A 19,503-nucleotide genomic window follows, 5' to 3' on the forward strand; every position below is an offset into this window, starting at 1 on the left:
CCATTGCCTCGTCCCGTCCGTCATGTATACAGTGTATACATGAGCCGCCTCACCACCGCCGAAAAAATCCTCAAGGCCGCGCATCGGCTATTCGATCGCGAAGGCGCCGACGCAGTGACCATGCGCCGCGTCGCCGAGGCGGTGGGTATCACCCCGATGGCGATTTATCGGCACTTCCCGACTCGCGATGCATTGCTGAAGCAGCTGTCCGATGACAGCTTCAAGGCCGTCGCGCATGAGTGGGAGGCGCATCGCGGGAAGAGCCGCGACGTGATGAAGCGACTGATGGCGCTGGCTGGCCCTTATCTCGATTACGCGTTGGCGCACCCACACCTGTTCGATCACGCCTTCTCGGTGCGCCGCGACGACGCACGCCGTTATCCCGAGGATTTCCGCGCCGGGCTGTCGCCCACCTTCAATGTCGTGGTCGACACCGTGGCCGAAGGGATGGCCAAGGGCGTGCTCAAGCAAGACGACCCGCACGATGTCGCCATGGCCCTTTGGGCCCAGCAGCACGGTCTGGTCGCCCTTTATCGCGCCGGTCGTTTCAGTTTCGACGAGGCGGCGTTCCGCGCTTTCTATCTGCAATCGATGGAGAGGTTGATCCATGGCATCAAGGCTTGATGGTTCCGCTCTTCTGACCTGGCTGGGCGCGACAGCGCTGGCTGCCCTGTGCTGGTGGTATGGCAGCGGCGTGCAACCGCTGTGGTGGCTTACCTGGCTGGCGCCGCTGCCGGTGCTGTGGCTCGCGCCGAGGGTGCGTGCGCCCGTGGCTGCACTCGCTGCCTTCGCTGCGTTCGCGACCGGTGGCTTCAACCAGTGGGACTACCTGCACCACTACATCGGTTTGCCGCTGCCGTTCATTGCGTATGCCATCGGCATGCCGGGCGTGGCGCTCGCTTTGTGCGTGCTGCTGTTTCGTCGATTGCTGCTGCGTGGCAGCAGCTTGCTGGCGACGCTGGCGGTGCCGACCGCCTGGCTTGCCATCGAATACATCAGCAGCCTGCTTTCGCCGCACGGCACCTTCGGCAGCATCGGCTACACCCAGATGGATGCCCTGCCCATCCTCCAGGTGGCCGCAGTCGCCGGACTCTGGGGTATCAGTTTCCTGGTGTTGCTGGTGCCCACCGCGATCGCCGTGCTGCTCGCACCGCGGGCTGCAAAACGAGACCGCTTGATCGTGGCGGTGTCGACCGCCGTCGTGCTCGCCGTGTCGCTTGCCTATGGCGGCTGGCGGTTGCAGGCGCCAGCCGTGTCTACGATGCGCATCGGCCTGGTGTCGCTGGAAAAGCCGATCCGTCCCGCCCTGGCGGATGCCGATGGCCAGGCCCTGCAAGCGCGCTATGTCGATGCCGTGAGTCGTCTCGCGGACCAGGGCGCGCATCTGGTGCTGATACCCGAAACCTCGTTCGCCACGCCCGATGCCAACCTTCCTGCGCTGGCGCAGCTGGCGACGCGGCGTGGCATCACCGTGGCGGCCGGCATCGACTTCAAGGGTGATCCCCGCGCCGAACGCAACATGCTGGCGGTGTTCCAACCGGCAGCGGCGTCGCCGGCAACCTACAGCAAGCAGCACCTGATACCGGGCTTCGAGCGTCAGTACACGCCGGGCAGCGGCTACACCATGCTTGGCGACGGGCCGCGGATCGGTCTGGCGGTATGCAAGGACATGGACTTCCACGACATTGGCCGCGCCTACGCCGCGCGCCATGCGCAATTGCTGCTGGTGCCGGCATGGGATTTCAGCATCGACGGCTGGCTGCACGGACGCATGGCCATCATGCGCGGCGTGGAAAACGGCTTTGCCGTGGCGCGTGCACCTCGTTCCGGCCGGCTCACCCTGAGCGATGATCGCGGCCGCGTGGTCGCCGAAGCGTCCAGCGAGCAACACGACGCCGAACTGGTCGGTGAGCTGCCGTTGCGTGAAACACGCACGCTCTACGGCCGCTGGGGCGACTGGTTTGCCTGGCTCGATATGTTGGGCCTGGCCGCATGCCTTGCATTCGCGCTGCGACCGTCCGTGTCGCAGCGATGAAACACTTAGCGCCGCTTCCGCACCGGAATTGATGGCACGCGGCAGACCGTCGTCCGGTTCGCGCAAAATTACGTAGTCTTCAGCAGGTGGGGATCTCCCCGCCGGCGTGCATTCGCCCGTTGCCCTCGCGGCGGATATCAGCTTCGCCCCGATCAGCAGGAAATTACGTTTTAGCGCGGGAGCTGGCCTCTGCTTTCTGGCCTATGGCGGAGGTTGGCCACCCCGCGGCGCAGCTAATCCGCGACGGCGTACGCGCTCTTGTGAAGCAGAGAAGGGCAGGCGGGTGGATGCCCACCCGGGCCGCGACACACCACGATGGCTGACGCCGCGGCGTATGCCGCCCGATCAAACACGTGGTTCCTGCCATAGTCCGGCGGCGTCATGCCGAGCCGGAAGAGCATCTCGCGCATCACATGCACCTTGGCGTTCCTGCGCGTGGCGTCGGTGTTGTAGGTGAAGCTGATGGTGGTGGACGACTCGTCGCTGGTCTCCACCATGTGCGGACTGGTCAGCGGCATGTATACGCCCGTGCCGGGCCCCAGCTTGAACACGTGTGCGCGCTGGCGGAACTCCTCGCTCCACAGCGTGCGGCTCAAATCGTGACGCATGTGAAAGCAATCGCGAGCACGGTCGCTGCATACGGCGGTGTCATCGGCGTCCCAGACATAGACGGTCTTGGTGCCACGCACCTGCAACAGCAGCACGTGGCTGCGATCGATGTGGAAAGGCGTGGCTGTATTGGGCGAGGCGGAAAAGATCCAGCCCGCGCGGTAGTAAAGCCCGGGATCCTTGCGCTCGATCTGGGGCTTGATCGGATTGATCACCGCATCGACCAGCTCGCGATAGCGCGGGTCCGCCTGGATGTGCCGCAGCAGCACCCACGCCTTCGCCGCGCTGATATCGCGTAGCGAATCGACCGCCGACTTGGCAGTGGGAAACAAGCTGGCAGCGTCGTCGAAGTCGGTGCCGGCGCTGACATTGCTGTTGAACGCGTACCAGAGCTTGGTGCCGCGACAGCGCTTGCCAAGTTCCACCAGCTGTTCGGTCTGCAACAGCGGGTGGTCAGTCAGACAGTGTTTCAGCGGCTGGATGCGCCATGGATCAAACGCGTCCCAATCCATCTCGATAAACGTTTTTGTGCTTTCACTCATAGCGGACCCCCAACCCTTGCGAGCGCATGCGTCGCGTGTGATGTGTGGCCCCTGTGATGAATATTTATACGCTGAGGCATCGCCAGCGAGCAGGCGTCTAAACGCAATACGCCGTGAAAGAAACTACGTTCCGGGATGGCTGTACGTGCATCGTCGCAAGAGATTGCACTCGATCGCCTGGCGTCAGGAAAGGCGAAAATAGTTTCGCCGCGCAACGATGGCGACGCGCATGGTGCGTGCTGAAAATCGCGGTTCAACGCCTTAAAAAAGCTAGCTTGCGCGTATCTGTCGATAAGCGTTGCTGATACAACCGTGCGTCACTTGTGGCTACGCTGGTGACTGGCAATCAGCTTGCGCGCGGCTTCGCCTTGGCGCGTTTGCGGGTGCTTGGCGCACGCGCGGCATCACTCGTCGTCGGTGCGTTTGCGTTGATCTGTTCGATCCACGACAAGCTGTCCGCGTACGAGAGGAATTGTTCGAGATAACCCGGCGACAGTTCGCGCATGAGTGCGATGGAACGATGCACCAGCGCGCCGGAGTTCAAGGGGCCCGCATTCTCCGGCACCTGTTCCAGCGACTGCCGCATCTGGCTGGTGGTGCGCAGCGTGGACCAGAGCCTCTTGAACTGATCGAGCATCTCCAGCGTGGGATAGCTGGCGCCTGGCAGTGCTTCACGAGTGGCGGCGTGCTCAAGGCGCGCCGCTATGCCCGTTTCGATATGGGCGAGCAGATCATTCAGCGCACTTGGCGCACCTGTCGTCGCCTGATCGGTGTTCGCGCCGGGCGCCGCATTGCCCAGTTCGTGCGCGTACGCCTCGATCAGTTCGGCCAGGCGAGCATCGAGGATGTGCCGCGTCTTGCCTTCGTGCCTGGACGCGCGCGTTGCCAGCGCTTCCATCACGTGAAAGCGCATGGGATCGAGCCGGTCGGCGCCTTGTTCACGCCACGCGGCTAACTTCGCGCGAGCGGTCGCCGCATCAGGGCTCATGGGCAGCCACGTTGGCATTCGACGGTCGCGGCATTGGCGCCATTTCCACGCGGCGATTCTTGGCGCGGCCTTCGTCGTTTGTATTCGTGCTTACCGGTTGCTCCGCGCCAAAGGCGGCGGCGAATACCGATGACGCAGGCACGCCTTCGGCGATCAAGGCGCGGGTGACGGTGAGCGCGCGCTCGGCCGACAGTTCCCAGTTGTCGGCGAACTGCTTATTGCCGTCGCGCACCTGGCGGTCGTCGGTGAAGCCGCTGACCATCAGGATTTCGTCGCGCGATTTCAGATAGCCGGCCAGTGGACTGGCAAGACTCTTCAACAGGTCGCGTCCTTCCGGCTGCAACTGATCGGAGTTCAAGGCAAACAACACGCTGCCGCGAATACCGATGCGCCCATTGACCAGAGTGACGCGTCCGGCGGCCAGCGGCCCTGCCAAGGCCTGCTCCAGCGTCTGGCGACGCTGCGCTTCGGCCTGGCGCTGTTTGACCTCTTCATCCAGCCGGCTCGACAGCTGCAACTGCATGCCGATCACGCCGACCAGGATCAGCACGAACGCGCCCAGCAACACCGACATCAGGTCGCCGAAGGCGGCCCAGATCGTGGCGCTCGATTCGGCTTCGCCTTCCAGGTCGTCGATCATGCCGTTTCGGCCTCGATCGCGGCGCGCTGGCTGGCAAGCTGCTGCATGTCTTCGATGATCTGCTTCTGCGACAGCATGCTCAGGTCGATCACTTCCCGCGCCTGGGCCACGTAGTAAGCGAGCTGCTCGTCGCTGCGCGCGACCGACTTGTCCAGCGCGCTGGCAATCAGCTCCAGGCGTTCCATCAGTGCCTCGTTGGATTGACCAAACGACTGCACCGCCGCGCCGAACGCATCGCCCAGGCTCGCCACTTCGACGGCACTGCTGGTGACTTGTGCGGCCACGGCGTTGAGCTTGCCGGTCTCCGCTTCGATATGGTCGGTGAAGCGCGTGCTGACGCGCTCCAGCAGGTCGGCCGAGGTGACCACCAGTGCGTCCACGGCGGTGCGCTGCTCGGTGGATGCGTGGTTTACCGCATCGAGCAGGGTTTCCAGCGTGGCCAGCAGGCGGCTGCGTTCTTCCAGCATGGCGGTGTCGCGCACCATGCTTTCGGACAGCTTCTGGCGCAGCTCGGCAACCACTTCGGCGGCGGCCTTGGGTGCTTCGGAGGCGGCCTCGACCAGGCGGGAGATCTCGGCGATGGTGGCGCTGGCGTGCGACTGGGTTTGTGCCGAGATGTCGGCGGCGGTGCGCGCCAGTGCATCGCAGACGGTCTGCTGCTGGCTCGCGGCATGCTCGCTCGCCTGCGCCCACTGCGTGCCCAGCGTGTCGGTCATGGCGCCGAGCGCCTGCGACCAGGCGGCCAGTCGTTCGTGATCGCGCGATTCCAGCGTGGCTTGCAGCTGCGCATGCGATTGCTGCATCAGCTCGACCAGCGATGCGGCGCGTTGTTCGAAACTTGCCGCGGCCGTATCCCAGGCCTGCTGATTGCGCGCGGCGAGTTCGCCATTGGCGTCCTGCTGCTGCGACAGCGCCTGCTTCCAGGCGTCGGCAACGCCGTGGGTGGTGGCGTCCAGGCGTGCGGAGACGTTGTCCAGCAGGCCGGCCGAGCGTTGTTCAAAGGTGTCGGTGAATTGCTGCAGTGAGCCGCGCAGGTCGTGAGTCAGTGCTTCGTTGGTGCCGCGATGCTCCGCCAGGGCGGCGTTCCACAGCTCGGCGACCGTGGTGGTGGTGGTCTCCATGCCGCGGGTCAGCGCCTGCAGTTGCTGCTGCACGGCCTGATTCACCTGATCGTGCAGCGACACGGTCTCGCGCGCGATACCGTCCATCGTGGCCGTCATGATGGGCTGCAATGCCGACGAAGCGGCACGGGCGCTTTCACTCACGCTGTCCTTCAGCGACGTTTCCACCGAAGCGGCGAGGCGGGTGTAGCTCGCTTCGGTACGCGCGTGGAACGCTTCCTGCCCGGCCAGCTGGCGCTCGTTTGCAGCGACGCTCTGCTGCTCGATGGTCGCCATCATCGTCTGCAGGCGATCGACCAGGGTCGGCATCAGCTCGGTCTGTTGCTGCAGCAGCTTGAAAGCCTGCTCACGCTGATGGCTCTGCGAGTACACGCGCAGCGTGGTGGCGATCTTCGCGTCCAGCAGCTGCACGGCCTGCAGGCGCTCGCGGCGGCACAGGGCGGAGAGCAGGCCGAGCATGGCCGAGCTGGCGACGCCGGCAATCGACGTGCCGAACGCAAAGCCCAGGCCCTTGACCGGCGCGGCGAGCGAGCCGCGGATGGCCTGCAGATCGGTCGCGCTTTCCAGCGCGATGCCGGTGCCGCGCAGCGTCGCCATCATGCCGAGCAGGGTGCCGAGCATGCCCAGCAGCACCAGCAAGCCGACCAGATACGGCGTGAGCGACGGCACGGGCATGGCCGCGCGCTCGCCTTCGACGCGCAGGCGCGTCGCGTTGCGCACGCTCGGATGCAGGCTGCTGAGCCAGTCAGCAAGGCTGGCCGGCGCGGCGGACAGCGCCGTCACCGCCTGCGTCAGCGTTGCCGTGGCTTGCCGATAGCGATGCAACTCCAGCGCACCGGCGAGATAGCACAGGCCAATCAAACCCGCGACGGCAGCGCCCAGCGGATTGGAACCGATGTAACCGGCGCCGATCCAGCACACCGCGACAAGGCCGGCAACGAACACGGCGAGATGAAGAAGATTTCTGAACATGACTACCCAATTAGCTGGTGCGAAGCGCTGCAAGCAAGCCTTCGACCGGTTGAAAACGAACGTCCAGTTCGGCGAGCAACACGCTCTGCATATCCCTGCGAAACACGTCCAGCCAGGCGCCGCGGATCACCGCGGTGGTGTTCTCGGTGGCCTGCGCATCGTCGAGCGATTTGCCCTCGGCCTCGCGCAGGCGATCAAAATGTTTTCCCAGTACCGCAGGCACGGCGGCCAACAGCATTTGTTCGCGCGGACTCAGCGCCTGCTCCATCACCGCATCCACCGCGGCCAGTCGCGCCATGTCGTGGCTCTTCTGCGCGAGCATGTCGCGCAGCCGGCCGCGCAGATGGCCGGTGGTCGCCTGCATCTTCCGCTGCAGGGCGAAGTAGCGTTGGCGGAAGACGGCGTAATCGACCGCCTCGTCCGCCGGCTGTCGTTCGGTGAACGCCTTGTCGCCGGCAATCGTCTGCGCCAGCGACACGCGCGCACGCGCGCACTCCTCATCATCCGCACTGCCGAAGGAGGGGGCATCGCCGCCGTCGACGGAGGGCTGGCCGTCCAGCACCGTGGACAAGGCCAGCGCATGCGTCCAGTCGAGCCAATGGCTCAGCCGGTCCGAAAGCGACTGTTTGGATTGGGCGACGTCAACGTCCGTCAGGCGTGCAAGCAAGCGAATGAACGTTGGGCCACGGACTGTCGTCCAGGGAGAGGCAGACACCATCAACTACTGGCAATAAAACCGTCATTTTACACGGTAAGCCGACCCGGGCGCCTTCCGCGCGATGTCGGCACTCGCCGCCGGCCGGTTCGGCCCGATCCCGTTCAGCACTAGCTGTAGTAGGCTTTACACATAGGTTGATTGCGTATCTCGAGGGCTGGCCCAGGATGAGCGTAGTCGCATCCGGCGACATCCATGGGGAAAACCAATGAACGCTCGACTTATCTTCGCCTCCGCCCTGTTCCTGACCGGTACGGGTTTGTCCTTCGCCCAGCCCGCACCCGCTGCCACGATGGATGGCATGGCCATGGCAGAAACCGCCGCGCCCGTGGCCGCCCCCAAGCTGCAGGCGGCCATGCGCTCCCTGTGGCACGACCATGTGGTGCACACCCTCGAATACGCCCTGGCCGTGCATGCGCACGACGCCGCCAAGGCGAAGGCGGCGGAAGACGCCGTGGTGACCAATGCCAAGGCAATCGCCAATGCAGTGGGCAGCTTCTATGGGAAGGCCGCGGGCGAGCAGATGTTCACCTTGCTGGCGGGACATTGGGCTGGCGTGAAGGCGCTCACCCAGGCCGACAGCACGCACGACAAGACCGCCGAAACGGCGGCGATGAACGCGCTGGCCACCAATGGCGGCGAGATCGCCAAATTCCTCGCCGGCGCCAATCCGAACCTGCCGGAATCGGCGGTATCGAGCCTGCTGGCCGGGCATGTGGCGCATCATTCGGCACAGATCGAGGAAATCATGGCAGGCGACATGACGGCCGAAGCCAGCACCTGGACCGCGATGCAGCAGCATATGAACGTGATTGCCGATGCGCTGGCCGGCGCCATCGCCAAGCAGTTCCCGGCCAAGGCAGCCTGATCGTGAGCGGTCTGGACCAGCTTGGCGATACGCAGCAGCGCCTGATGCGGGCCCTGCTGGCGGAACACGCCGGGAGCACGGTCGAGACCCTCTGCGGCAAGCTGCGCATCACCCATAACGCCGTGCGCCAGCACCTGAGCGCGCTGATCGCGCACGGCTACGTGGAGCGGGCCCGCTCGCGTCCCAGCGGCGGGCGACCGTTGGCGATCTTTCGCATCACCGAGACGGGCAGCGCGCTGTTCCCCCGCAACTACGCGGTGATTGCTTCGGAAATGTTCGTCGCCCTGCGCACGCAGCTGGGCGACGAACAACTCGAAGCCTTCATGCAGCAGATGGGCCGCTCACTGGGCCAGCGGGAGCTGCCCTTGCCGGCCACGGCGAGCCACGAAGAGGTCGTGCGCGCGCTGTCGGCGCAGCTCGATCGCCTGGGCTACGAGGCGCTGCCAGTGAAATATCGCGACGAATGGCAGATCGAAGCCTTCAATTGCGTCTTTCACGAGGTGGCCAGGCAACACAAGGAAGTGTGCAAGTTCGACCTGGCCTATATGAAGGCGGCCAGCGGGCGCGAGGTGCACCACATGGAATGCATCGTGCGCGGCGGGCAGTGCTGCCGCTTCCGTCTCGGCGTGGCGGCGACGGAGCCTGACCCGCACAACCTTCCGTAACCGGCCGGGCACTCACGCAGAGCCGAAGCGATGCACGCTGCGGGCAGCGAGAGGTCGGGCGAACCACACATGCATACGGGCGAGCAGTACCACCAAATCATGCTGAGCTCGCCGCGCGACCAGCAGGTGCGCGACCGCTTTCAGAAGCTGGCGCTGGAGCTGTTGCCCGCCGGCGCCGAGGTGCTCGATTTCGGCGCGGGCACCGGCATCGATGCCAAGACCTATGCCGCCAGCGGTCACCCGACGTTCGTGTATGAGCCGTCCGAGGCCATGCGCGGTTACCTGGCCGTGCACTGCCGCGACGATATCGAGCGCAAGGCGATCATGCCGGTGACATCGCCGCAGGCCTGCCGGGTGGGCGCCGTGACGGCGAATTTCGCGGTGCTCAACCATATTCCCGATCAGGCGGCGCTGTTCGAGCAGCTGTCGGGCGTGGTTCGCCCCGGCGGCTTCGTGCTGGCAAGCATGCTCAACCCGTATTTCCTCGGCGACGCGCGTTATCGATGGTGGCGGGCGAACCTGCTCAATCTCGCGCTGCGCGGCCACTATGCCATTACCAGCGAGAGCAACATCCATCGCTTTGCGCCGCGCATCGTGGCGCGTGCGGCCGCGCCGCATTTTCGGCTGGAGCGCGTGCTTCCACGCGGGCTGGGCACATTCACCGATCTCTACCTGTTCCTGCTGTTGCGGCGGTGCTGACATGTGGAAGGACTGGCTAAGGCCGTTCGTTCGCCCGCTGCCGCAATGGGCGACGATTGCGCTGGCGCCGCCGCAACACGCGGTGGACGCCAGTTTGCGCTGGGACGGTGGCTCGGCCGATGTCACCAACGATCACACGGTGGCGTCGCTCAAGCCGCTGACCATCGCCACCAGCGTCGATGCCGGCGACCATGCGGTGATCCAATACAGCGATCGTGCCACGGGCGACACCGTCGGCACGTTGCACTTGGCCAAAGCCACCTCTATTGCTGTCGACGACAAGACGCTCACGCTTTACCACGTGGCCAAAGGCGAACATCGCTGCCTCGGCTGGCCGCGCCGCCCGTGGAATGCATGGCTGCAAAATCGCCTGATGCGCAAACATCCTTCGGCGCAGCATGCATTGATGACGCCCGCAGCGGTGCAGCAGTTGATGATCGCCTACCTTTGCCCGCGGCCGGTCGTGCTGGTGTCGGTGGGAGCCGGGGATCATCAGAATATATTTCCGATGGACTTGATCGGTCCGCTGGAACGCAGCGGTTTCTATTCGCTGGCGTTGCGCAGCACCAATGTCTCCGCGCCCTTCATGCGCGAGCTGCGCAAGGTGGCGCTGTCCAGCGTGCCGGCCACGATGAAAGCGGCGGTCTACAAGCTCAGCGAGCACCACAAGCATCCGTTGCAGGATTGGCAGGCCTTGCCGTTTCCGGTTCGCCCCTCGCAGGACTTCGGGATACCCGCGGTGGCCGAGTCGCTGCGAATCCACGAGTTGAGCATCGTGCACAGCCAGGAGATCGGTTCGCACCTGTTCTTCGTGTGTCGTGTCGCCTCAGGCGAAGAGCTGTCCGACGGTACGCAGCTGCATCACACGCCGGCGTATTACCAGGCGTATCGGCGGCATCAGGCGGAGGCGTTTGCGGAGGTCTAGTTCGCCCGAACGCCACAGCTGTTTGTGTAGGAGCGCACTTGTGCGCGACAACCTACGGAGCGATACACCAAAGCGTGGCTGTCGCGCACAGGGTGCGCTCCCACAGACAATCGTTCCATGCTCCCGCTTACCAGCGATACCGCGCCGACACCGTGATCTCCCGCGGATACCCGTAATAACACCAGATCGCGCTATTGCACGCGCTGACGTACTGGCGATTGAACAGGTTCGCGGCCGTCACCTGGAAGCGCCAGCGTTCCACGTCATAGTGCGCATTCGCATCGAACAACGTATAGCCGCCCGTGCGGAACTGATTGAACGCATCGCCGTAGTGCTCGCCGATGAAGCGCACGCCGCCACCAAATCCGAGGCCCGCCAGCACACCTTCGTGCACGTTGTAATCGGCCGACAGCGAGGCCTGTTGCTTCGGCACCAGGGCGACTTCCTTGCCCAGCGTGGCATCGTTCGCATGGGTGACCTTGGCGTCGGTATAGGCATACGCGGCCGTCATGCTCAGGTGATCGGTCACCGCGACATTTGCTTCCAGCTCCGCACCACGCGTACGCGTCTGGCCCTGCTGCAGCGAGAAGAACAGGTGGTTGGGATCGACGGTGAGCGCGTTCTTCTGCGTGAGCTGGTAGATGGCGCCGGTGATCAGCGTGCGGCCATCCGGCGTCTGGTACTTCAGGCCGCCTTCGTACTGGTCGCCGGTGATCGGCTTGAACGCGCTGCCATCAAAGGTGGTGCCAACGGTCGTCTTGAACGAGTGCGAGTAGGCCACGTACGGCACCAGACCGATATCGGTGGTGTAGTTCACGCCCAGGCGGCCGGAGAACGCGTTGTCGTTCTGCTTCTGCTGCGTGTTGGCGATCAAGTCCTTCACGTCGTTGCTGACCCAGTCCTCGCGGCCGCTGGCGACGATGCCCCACTTGCCGATGCTGATCTGGTCCTGCACGTACGCACCCAGCTGCTCGAGCAAGCTGTTGGTGTGGAAGGTATAAGGCGCCGGCGGAATCGGCTGACCGTAGACGGGATTGAAAATGTCGATGGTCGGCGCGGAGCCGAAGCCCGACTTGTAGTCGTTGTGGCTATGCAGATAGTCCACGCCCATCAGCACGTTGTGCTGCACGCTGCCCTGGTCGAATTTCGCCTCGACCTGGTTGTCCGCCGCAAACACGTTGGCGTGATCCACCAGCGGATAGTTGTAGCGGTTGAGCGTGCGCAAGTCGTCCTGCAGGCCCAGGCTGCCGATCGAGCGATGGTCGACCTTTTCGTTCTGCAGGCGCAGATCCTGACGGAACGACCATACGTCGTTGAAGCGATGGTTGAAGGCGTAGCCGATCGATTCGTCGGTTTTCCAGTAATGGTCGTAGCCCGGCTCCCCCGGATTCACATCGCGCGGAATCTGGCCGTTGGGATTGGGGTACAGCGTGCCCTGCGACGGCAGGAAGCCGCCCACGCCGTCGGACAGCGTGCGTTGATAGCGGGGGAGCAGGGTGAAGGAGGTGTTGTCGTCCGGCTGCCAGGTGAGGCTGGGCGCGAAGTAGTAACGGTCGTCCCTGGAATGCTTGATGTTGGAATCGCCCTGGCGCGCCAACGCCACGACGCGCCACAACCAATGGCCATCATTGTCGAGTTGACCGCCGGTATCGCCAGCCAGCTGCTTCTGGCCGAAGCTGCCCACGGTGGCTTCGATCTCGTGCGGTGCATCGAGGCTCGGGCGCTTGCTGGTCATGTCGATCATGCCGCCGGGCGGCAGCTGGCCGTACATCGCCGACGACGGCCCCTTGTTCACTTCGATGCGTTCCAGGCCGTACGGCTCGATGCGCGAATCGGCGGTCCATGAGCCGCTGGGCAGCGCCAGGCCGTCGAGGAATTTCGCCGGGTCATAGCCGCGGATCAGGATCCAGTCGCTGCGCGGATCGGCGCCGTAGCTGCCGCCCACCGCGCCGGCCATGTAGCGCACCGCTTCATCCAGATTCTGCATGCCGTAAAGCGACATGCGATCGGGCGTGATGGTGCTCACCGATTGCGGGATCTCGACGGTCGGCGTTTCAGTCTTGGTGGTCGAGTAGACGACATTGACCGGCGCGAGCGACACGCTCTTCTTGTCGGCCGCGCTGGTGGTCTTGGTGGCAGTGTTGCTGCTCTCGGTCTGGTCGTCGGCGTGGGCCGGGCCGAGCAGGGCAAACGAGATCGCTACCAGAAGCGCAGTTCTGGAAAAGGACGCGGACATGTTGAGGAAACCCTAGAAGAATCGTGGCCGTGACCGCGGGTGGCGGCACGGCTCGCCCGAGGCGAGTTACACAATGATAATGATTCTTATTTGTAGATCAACTTATTACGTCAAATGGCCGCGGCGCAATGTCCGGCGGGGGCGTCCACAACCCGCCCAGGCGCAGCTGCAAGCAACTGATCTGCTTGTGTAATGGCGGCGCCCAGAGGGAGGGCGTGCGACGCGGTCCGCTTAAAGGACGGCTCGTATGGCCGCCTCGGCCAGCGGCTCCATCGCCCTATAACCCTCAAGCGTGGGGTGAACGCCGTCCTCGGCCATACCGGCCTTCATGCCGCCCTCGGGCGTCGCCATCGCGCCGTAGTAGTCGGCATAGGTGAAACCGTTACGCGCGGCATAGGCCTTGATCCAGCCGTTCAACGCCTGGATGGTGGGGACGGTTTGCAGGCCCGGGCGCCAGGGGAAGCGGGCCGCGGGAGGAACGCTGGCCAGGATGACGCGGATACCATGCGCCTTCGCCAGTTCCGCCATGGAGGCGAGGTTGCCTTCCACTTGTTCCAGCGTCGCCGGTCCCGTGTTGCCGGCCACGTCGTTGGTGCCGGCCATGATGTGCACGGCTTGCGGATGCAGGTCGATCACGTCCTGGCGAAAGCGCAACAGCATCTGCGACGTTGTCTGGCCGCTGATGCCGCGATCGACCTTGCCGTTGGTGAAAAACGCCGCGTCCTTCTGGCCCCAGAACTCGGTGATGGAATCACCCATGAAGACCACACGCGGCGTCGGACTGCCGGGCTTCATCAGTTCGGCATTCTGCGCGCGGTACTGACACAGTTGTGCGAAGTCGCGTGCGAAGACGGTTCCATTCTCGGATGCCTTCTCCATCGTGCATGGATCGGCAACGATTCCGGCGACGTGTTCCTGCGCGTTGGCTGGCGACATGGCGAGGCACAACAGCGAGGCGAGCGCGGAAACGGTCATCCATCGAGCAGTCATGCGGGTATCCGTGATGAAGGGTGCATGCAAAAGCGCGCAGCCACCTTAATTCACGATGCAGGACGATGGAAGTTGATGCGCGGCATCACGCCCGCGCCACACCACGCCGTTCCCGCAACAAGCTCCACAGCGCGATCGCAGCCAGCAGGTCGAGGATGCCCAGGCAGGCGAACAGCGGGTGGTAGCCCAGGCTGTCGGCCAATGCACCCACGACCAGCGAGAAGGCCAGGCCACCGATCCATGCGGCCGAACCCGCCATGCCGGTGGCCGTCGCCACGATGCGACTGTCGAACACGTCGGCCGACAAGGTCATCAGGGCACCGGACAGCATCTGGTGCGCGAAGCCGCCCACGCAGAACAGCACGATGGCCAGGGTGGTGCTGTCGGCCAGGCCGATGCACGCGGGGCCGATCATCAGCGAGGTGCCCAACGTCATGACCAGCTTGCGCGACGTGAGCAGCGATGCACCGAAGCGACGCATCAGCCATGGGGCGAGATAGCCGCCGCAAAGCGAGCCGGCATCGGCGGCAAGGAACGGGAGCCAGGCAAAGGCGGCGACATGCTTCAAGTCCATGTGACGCACTTCGGACAGATACAACGGGATGAAAAAGTTGAAGGTCTGCCACGCCGGTTCGGCGAGAAAGCGCGGAATGGCGATGCTCCAGAATTCCCGCGTCGCGAGCACGGTGTGCCACGCATCCACGCCTTTAGCTGGCGGGTCCACGGCACGACCGCTCAAGATGTAGGCGCGCTCCTCGGCGCCGAGGCGAACATCATCCTCGGGCTTGCGATAGCCCCAGTACCAGAGTGCAGCCCACAGCAAGCCCAGTCCGCCGGTGACGATAAACGCCATCTGCCAGCCCCAGTGCAGAATGCAGAAGATCACCAGCGGCGGCGCGATCATGGCGCCCAGCGATGAGCCGATGTTGAACCAGCCGGTGGCTACCGTGCGCTCCTTCGGTGGAAACCATTCGGAGACGACCTTCAGCCCGCTGGGTATCGCCGCCGCTTCGGTGGCGCCGAGCAGGCCGCGAAAGAACGCGAGCCCCATCCAGCTGCCGGCCAGCGCGTGCGCGCAATTGGAAATCGACCAGCCGATGGCGAACAGCGCAAAGCCAAGCCGCAAGCCGAGCTTATCGAGCACCCAGCCAGCGATCGGCTGCATCACCGTGTATGCACCCTGGAACGTCGCCACCACCCAGCTGTATTCGCGCGTGGACATCGCGAATACCGTCTTGAGCGTGGGCGCCGCCACGGCGAGCGACGAGCGCGCGAGGTAATTGAGGATCGTGCCGAGTGTGACGAGGCAAATGATCCACCAGCGCCGGCCGTGCGTGAACATGAGTTGACCTCGCGCGCAGTGCGCACCGGTGGATCGTGAAGAAGGGCGTGCCGCTTAGCCCGGCGTGACGGTAATGGCAGACACGATGGCCGGGCCGCCCTCGGGAATGAAGTCGAGCACGAGCCTGCCGTTCTTCACTACCACGGGGAAGCGGCGCTCGACTGCCTTGAGGGCACCGCCTGCAGCCTTGGCTGGATTGAAGTGTGAGAGCACCACCGTACCTTCTGCTTTGACCGTAAACGTGCGCGAGGCCGCCAATGCGGCATCGGGTTCGGCGACATGGACGGTGACTTCCCAGCGGCCGTTGGGCAACGGCACGTCGTACTGGAACGCACCTTCGCGATAGGCCTCATAGAGCGCCGCGTCTTTCGCGCCGGCGATGTGCTTCACCGGAACTTCCGTACCGGCTTCGTTGGCGCCGCGACGGAACGGGTTGAGCGTCTTGCCTTCGCCGCCGACAAAGAAATTATCCGAGCCGAAGCGCTGCGCATCGCCGGTGGTCAAGCCGGTAAGGCTGCCGGACTTGATGCGCATGCCAGCGGCAGCATCCGGCGCGGTCCAGTTGACCGTATCGCTGAGCTGCTTGCCATGGATCGAAGCATTCACCTGCACGCTGTTGCTGCCGGGCTTCAGCGCTACGTCGTGCCAAACGCAGATGTGCTCAGGACAAGCCGCTACGCCGCGATCCCGGCCGTTGACGCTGAGCGTCGCGCGCTCGGCATTGCTGTACACGCGCACCTCGGTCACCGGATAGGCGCGGTCGACATAGCGACGGCCCGTGATGTACAGCACCGGCTCGCCCGACCACTGCGCCTTGTAGAAATAGAACACGTCCTTCTTCACCTTGCGATCGAAGGTAACCAGGCCCTTGTCGTTGAGGTAGATCGCATCGCCTTCCTCGCGCAGGTCGGAAGGAAAGTCGAACATGTTCCAGATCCACACGCCGGAAAGATAAGGGCGCGCGGCGAGCGCCTTCCACGATTGCTCGTGCACCCAGCTTTCGTATTCTTCCGGATGCGGACGTCCAAACACATTGACCGGACCTCCCAGCGGATTGTCCGTGTGCTGGGTGAGGCCGCCACCGGCGCCGTACTCGCTCACGCCGATGGGCATGGCGGGGTAGCGTGCGTGCATCTTGTCCAGGAAGCTGCCGAGCTCTTCCGGCTTGCCGTAATACCAGCCGAAATAGCGGTTGTAGCCGGTGAGGTCGGCCACATTGCTCAGCACCGGTTGGCCGGCGATGGCGTCTTCGCAGCAATCGGCATAGCCGGTGGCGCGAGAGGGATCTTCCTGCTTGGCGACCTCGTTGAGGACCTTGAGCATCACCAGCGATTGCGCCGGTGTCTTCAACTTCAACTGCACGGGACGGATGTCCGTCTCGTTGCCGACCGACCAGACCACAATGGAGGGATGGTTGTAGTTCTGGCGGATCAGTTCCACCAGTTGTTCCTTGCCGTTGTCGATCAGCGCCTGCCTGGGTGCGCTGTTGGTGAAGGAGGACTGGTGCACGAAGGGCACTTCGGCCCACATGATCATGCCGGTCTTGTCGGCGTCGTCGTACCACTCCTGCGCGTGCTGGTAGTGCGCGCCGCGAATGGTATTGACGCCCATCTCGGCCATGATCGCCATGTCTTCGGCGTGATCCTGCGGCGAGATCGCCCAGCCCTTGCCCAGCCTGTCCTGGTGACGCGATGCGCCGTGCAGCGGCAGCGCTTCGCCGTTGAGGCTGAAGCCCTGGTTGGCGTCGAACTTGAAACTGCGCACGCCCAGCGGTTGCTCGACACGGTCGATCACCTTGCCGTGGTCGCGCAGCTCCACCGTGACAGCGTAGAGATAGGGATCCTTGAGGCCGCGCCAGAGCCGTGGCTGCTTGAGCGTCAACGAGCGACGCGCGTCGAGCGTGGCCGAGCCATCGAGCTTCAGGGCGCTGCTGTCGTCGGCAACTACATGGTTGGCATCGTCGCGGATGGTGGTGACGAGGGTGAGATTGCGCGACGCCGCGGAGAAATTGCGCAGCTTCGCCAGCACCGCCACCTTGGCGGCGTCCTTGTCGACTTCGGGCGTGCTTACGTAGACACCGGGGCTGCCGTGATCAAGCAGGTCGATCTGCGCGCTGTCCGTGTCGATCAAGGCCACCTGGCGATAGATGCCGCCATGAATGAAGAAGTCGCCACCGAGCGGTATGACGTTCTCGGTCGACGCACCGATATCCGGCTTGGTGTTGTCGGCTTTGACCACGATCACGTTGCTGGCGCCGGGTTTGATCGCCTGGGTGACGTCAAAGCGGAAACGCGAGAACGCACCCTCATGGCGGCCGACATGCACGCCGTTGACCCACACGTCGGCGATATTGCCGACCGCGTCGAACTGCAGGAACAGGCGCCGCCCCGCGAGCTTCGACGGCACATCCAGATGCAGGCGATACCAACCCAGGCCATGGTTGTTGTTCATGGCCGGCGACGGCGTGAGGCCGTATTCGCCCACGCGGTTCCAGGTATGCGGAAGGCTGACCGAGGTCCAGCCTTGGTCGTCGTAGTTGCTGTCGGTGACACCCGCCGGGTCGCCGCCGAAGCGGAACTGCCAGCCGGTGGTGAGTGCTTGGGTGTTGCGGCCGTCAGCTGCCGGCGAGGTTGCGCTCAGGGCGGGCAGGGGCAGGATTGCGGCGATCGCCATCAAACTTGCCAGGCACGCGGAAGCAAGGACTCGTCGAACGCTGGGTCGATGCATCACCGGTTATCCTGTTTGCGAAATATTGGTTTGACCAATACTCCGGCAAGGCCGCGGTGGTGTCAACGAGACCAGCGGCACGGAGAGGCAGCGATGGCCCATAAAAAAAGCCGCCGTGCAGGACACGGCGGCGGAGGGAAATCGTGTCGCTTACCAGTTCCACATGGTGCCGTCTTCCAGGCGCGCGACCGGGAGATAGGCGGGTTGGTACGGGTACTTCGCCGCTTCCTTCTCGTCGATCTCCACGCCATGGCCGATCGCATCGCCGGGATACAGATAGCCCTGCTCGAAGGAATAGGCGTGAGGGAACACCGCATCGGTTTCGGGCGAGTGGCGCATGTATTCCTGGATGCCGAAGTTGGGCACCCAGCTATCGAAGTGCAGTGCGGCGCCCATGGTCACCGGCGACAGGTCGGTGGCGCCGTGGCTGCCGGTGCGCACCTGGTAGAGCGCGGCCAGATCGGCGATGCGGCGCAGGTGGGTGATGCCGCCCGCGCGCACCACCGTGGTGCGGATGTAGTCGATCAGCTGGTTCTGGATCAGGTCCTTGGCGTCCCAGATCGTGTTGAAGATCTCGCCCACCGCCAGCGGCGTGGTGGTGTGCTGGCGGATCAGGCGGAACGCTTCCTGGTTTTCCGCCGGGGTGGCGTCTTCCAGCCAGAACATCGAATAAGGCTCCAGCGCCTTGCCCAGCTGGGCCGCCTCGATGGGCGTCAGGCGGTGGTGGGCGTCATGCAGCAGATGCACGTCGAAGCCGAACTTGTCGCGCAGCTTGTCGAACAGCGTCGGCACAAAGCGCAGGTATTTGGCGGTGTTCCACACCGTCTCCTGCGGCAGGCCGACGCCGGCCGGCTCGTAGTACATCTTGCCGCGGCCCACGCCGTAGGCATCCTTGACCCCAGGCACGCCGGACTGGGCGCGGATGGCTTTGTAGCCCAGGTCGACATAGCGGGCGACTTCATCCACCGTCTCTGCCAGATCGCCACCATTGGCATGACCATAGACCATCACGCCCTCACGGCTCTTGCCGCCCAGCAGGTCGTATAGCGGCATGCCGGCCATCTTGGCCTTGATGTCCCATAGCGCCGTGTCGACGGCGGCAATCGCGGACATGGTGACCGGCCCGCGCCGCCAGTAGGCGCCGCGATAAAGGTATTGCCAGATGTCCTCGATGCGGCGGGGGTCCTTGCCGATCATACACGGGATGACATGCTCTTCGAGGTAGGCGACGACTGCCTTCTCGCGGCCATTGAGCGTAGCATCGCCGATACCGCTGACCCCTTGATCCGTCTCGATTTTCAGGGTCACAAAGTTGCGACCTGGAGAGGTGACGATCACGCGGGCTCGTTCAATCTTCATGGAGTATCCGGCTTCCATTTCAGCGGCTGGGGGCTATACTGCAGGCATACTATTCTGCCTTGCCAATTTA

Annotated in this window: 16 protein-coding genes; 6 read left to right on the forward strand and 10 right to left on the reverse strand. The window is 64.2% G+C overall.

Going from position 1 to position 19,503, the window contains the following annotated elements:
* Positions 1-39 precede the first annotated feature (39 nt).
* A complete protein-coding gene (locus AC1DKY_RS02055; RefSeq protein WP_441611351.1) occupies positions 40-624 on the forward strand; it encodes a TetR/AcrR family transcriptional regulator in 585 nt (194 codons plus the stop codon).
* Positions 608-2,035, forward strand: a complete 1,428-nt coding sequence (locus AC1DKY_RS02060; RefSeq protein WP_441602091.1) for an apolipoprotein N-acyltransferase — start codon at positions 608-610, stop codon at positions 2,033-2,035. Before AC1DKY_RS02055 ends, AC1DKY_RS02060 begins: the two co-directional genes overlap by 17 nt.
* A 233-nt stretch (positions 2,036-2,268) precedes the next feature.
* Here the strand turns inward: AC1DKY_RS02060 and AC1DKY_RS02065 are convergent, their stop codons facing one another.
* The 5 genes from AC1DKY_RS02065 to AC1DKY_RS02085 form a co-directional block, all read right to left on the reverse strand.
* On the reverse strand, positions 2,269-3,186 hold the full coding sequence (locus AC1DKY_RS02065; protein ID WP_477179873.1) for a JmjC domain-containing protein: 918 nt from the start codon (positions 3,184-3,186) through the stop codon (positions 2,269-2,271).
* A gap of 346 nt (positions 3,187-3,532) precedes the next feature.
* On the reverse strand, positions 3,533-4,174 hold the full coding sequence (locus AC1DKY_RS02070) for a DUF2894 domain-containing protein (RefSeq protein ID WP_441602093.1): 642 nt from the start codon (positions 4,172-4,174) through the stop codon (positions 3,533-3,535).
* The gene (locus AC1DKY_RS02075; protein ID WP_441602094.1) at positions 4,164-4,814 is read right to left on the reverse strand and encodes an OmpA family protein; all 651 of its coding nucleotides are present in this window, start codon (positions 4,812-4,814) and stop codon (positions 4,164-4,166) included. The genes AC1DKY_RS02070 and AC1DKY_RS02075 overlap by 11 nt, the downstream gene beginning before the upstream one ends.
* Positions 4,811-6,907 carry a DUF802 domain-containing protein gene (locus tag AC1DKY_RS02080; protein ID WP_441602095.1) on the reverse strand — a complete coding sequence of 699 codons (2,097 nt, stop codon included), beginning with the start codon at positions 6,905-6,907 and terminating at the stop codon, positions 4,811-4,813. Before AC1DKY_RS02080 ends, AC1DKY_RS02075 begins: the two co-directional genes overlap by 4 nt.
* Positions 6,908-6,917: 10 nt before the next feature.
* Complete coding sequence (locus tag AC1DKY_RS02085) at positions 6,918-7,625, reverse strand: DUF3348 domain-containing protein (RefSeq protein WP_441602096.1); 708 nt, start codon at positions 7,623-7,625, stop codon at positions 6,918-6,920.
* A gap of 205 nt (positions 7,626-7,830) precedes the next feature.
* Between AC1DKY_RS02085 and AC1DKY_RS02090 the strand changes: the two genes are divergently transcribed.
* The 4 genes from AC1DKY_RS02090 (at position 7,831) to AC1DKY_RS02105 (ending at position 10,779) form a co-directional block, all read left to right on the forward strand.
* Positions 7,831-8,490 carry a hypothetical protein gene (locus AC1DKY_RS02090; protein ID WP_441602097.1) on the forward strand — a complete coding sequence of 220 codons (660 nt, stop codon included), beginning with the start codon at positions 7,831-7,833 and terminating at the stop codon, positions 8,488-8,490.
* Between the two features lie 2 nt (positions 8,491-8,492).
* The gene (locus tag AC1DKY_RS02095) at positions 8,493-9,155 is read left to right on the forward strand and encodes a helix-turn-helix transcriptional regulator (protein WP_441602098.1); all 663 of its coding nucleotides are present in this window, start codon (positions 8,493-8,495) and stop codon (positions 9,153-9,155) included.
* A gap of 69 nt (positions 9,156-9,224) precedes the next feature.
* A complete protein-coding gene (locus AC1DKY_RS02100; protein ID WP_441602099.1) occupies positions 9,225-9,854 on the forward strand; it encodes a class I SAM-dependent methyltransferase in 630 nt (209 codons plus the stop codon).
* 1 nt (position 9,855) lies between these two features.
* The gene (locus AC1DKY_RS02105; RefSeq protein ID WP_441602100.1) at positions 9,856-10,779 is read left to right on the forward strand and encodes a flavin reductase; all 924 of its coding nucleotides are present in this window, start codon (positions 9,856-9,858) and stop codon (positions 10,777-10,779) included.
* Between the two features lie 127 nt (positions 10,780-10,906).
* On the opposite strand, the gene AC1DKY_RS02110 is transcribed toward AC1DKY_RS02105, so the two are convergent.
* From AC1DKY_RS02110 to manD, 5 genes are all read right to left on the reverse strand, one after another.
* Positions 10,907-13,015 carry a TonB-dependent siderophore receptor gene (locus AC1DKY_RS02110; protein WP_441602101.1) on the reverse strand — a complete coding sequence of 703 codons (2,109 nt, stop codon included), beginning with the start codon at positions 13,013-13,015 and terminating at the stop codon, positions 10,907-10,909.
* A gap of 231 nt (positions 13,016-13,246) precedes the next feature.
* A complete protein-coding gene (locus AC1DKY_RS02115) occupies positions 13,247-14,005 on the reverse strand; it encodes an SGNH/GDSL hydrolase family protein (protein ID WP_441602102.1) in 759 nt (252 codons plus the stop codon).
* An 85-nt stretch (positions 14,006-14,090) separates the two neighbouring features.
* The gene (locus tag AC1DKY_RS02120; protein WP_441602103.1) at positions 14,091-15,347 is read right to left on the reverse strand and encodes an MFS transporter; all 1,257 of its coding nucleotides are present in this window, start codon (positions 15,345-15,347) and stop codon (positions 14,091-14,093) included.
* Positions 15,348-15,401: 54 nt separating this feature from the next.
* Complete coding sequence (locus AC1DKY_RS02125; protein WP_441602104.1) at positions 15,402-18,020, reverse strand: glycoside hydrolase family 2 TIM barrel-domain containing protein; 2,619 nt, start codon at positions 18,018-18,020, stop codon at positions 15,402-15,404.
* 204 nt (positions 18,021-18,224) lie between these two features.
* Complete coding sequence (gene manD, locus AC1DKY_RS02130; RefSeq protein WP_441602105.1) at positions 18,225-19,451, reverse strand: D-mannonate dehydratase ManD; 1,227 nt, start codon at positions 19,449-19,451, stop codon at positions 18,225-18,227.
* Positions 19,452-19,503: the final 52 nt, after the last annotated feature.

The sequence above is a fragment of the Dyella sp. 01N448 genome, assembly GCF_056399225.1.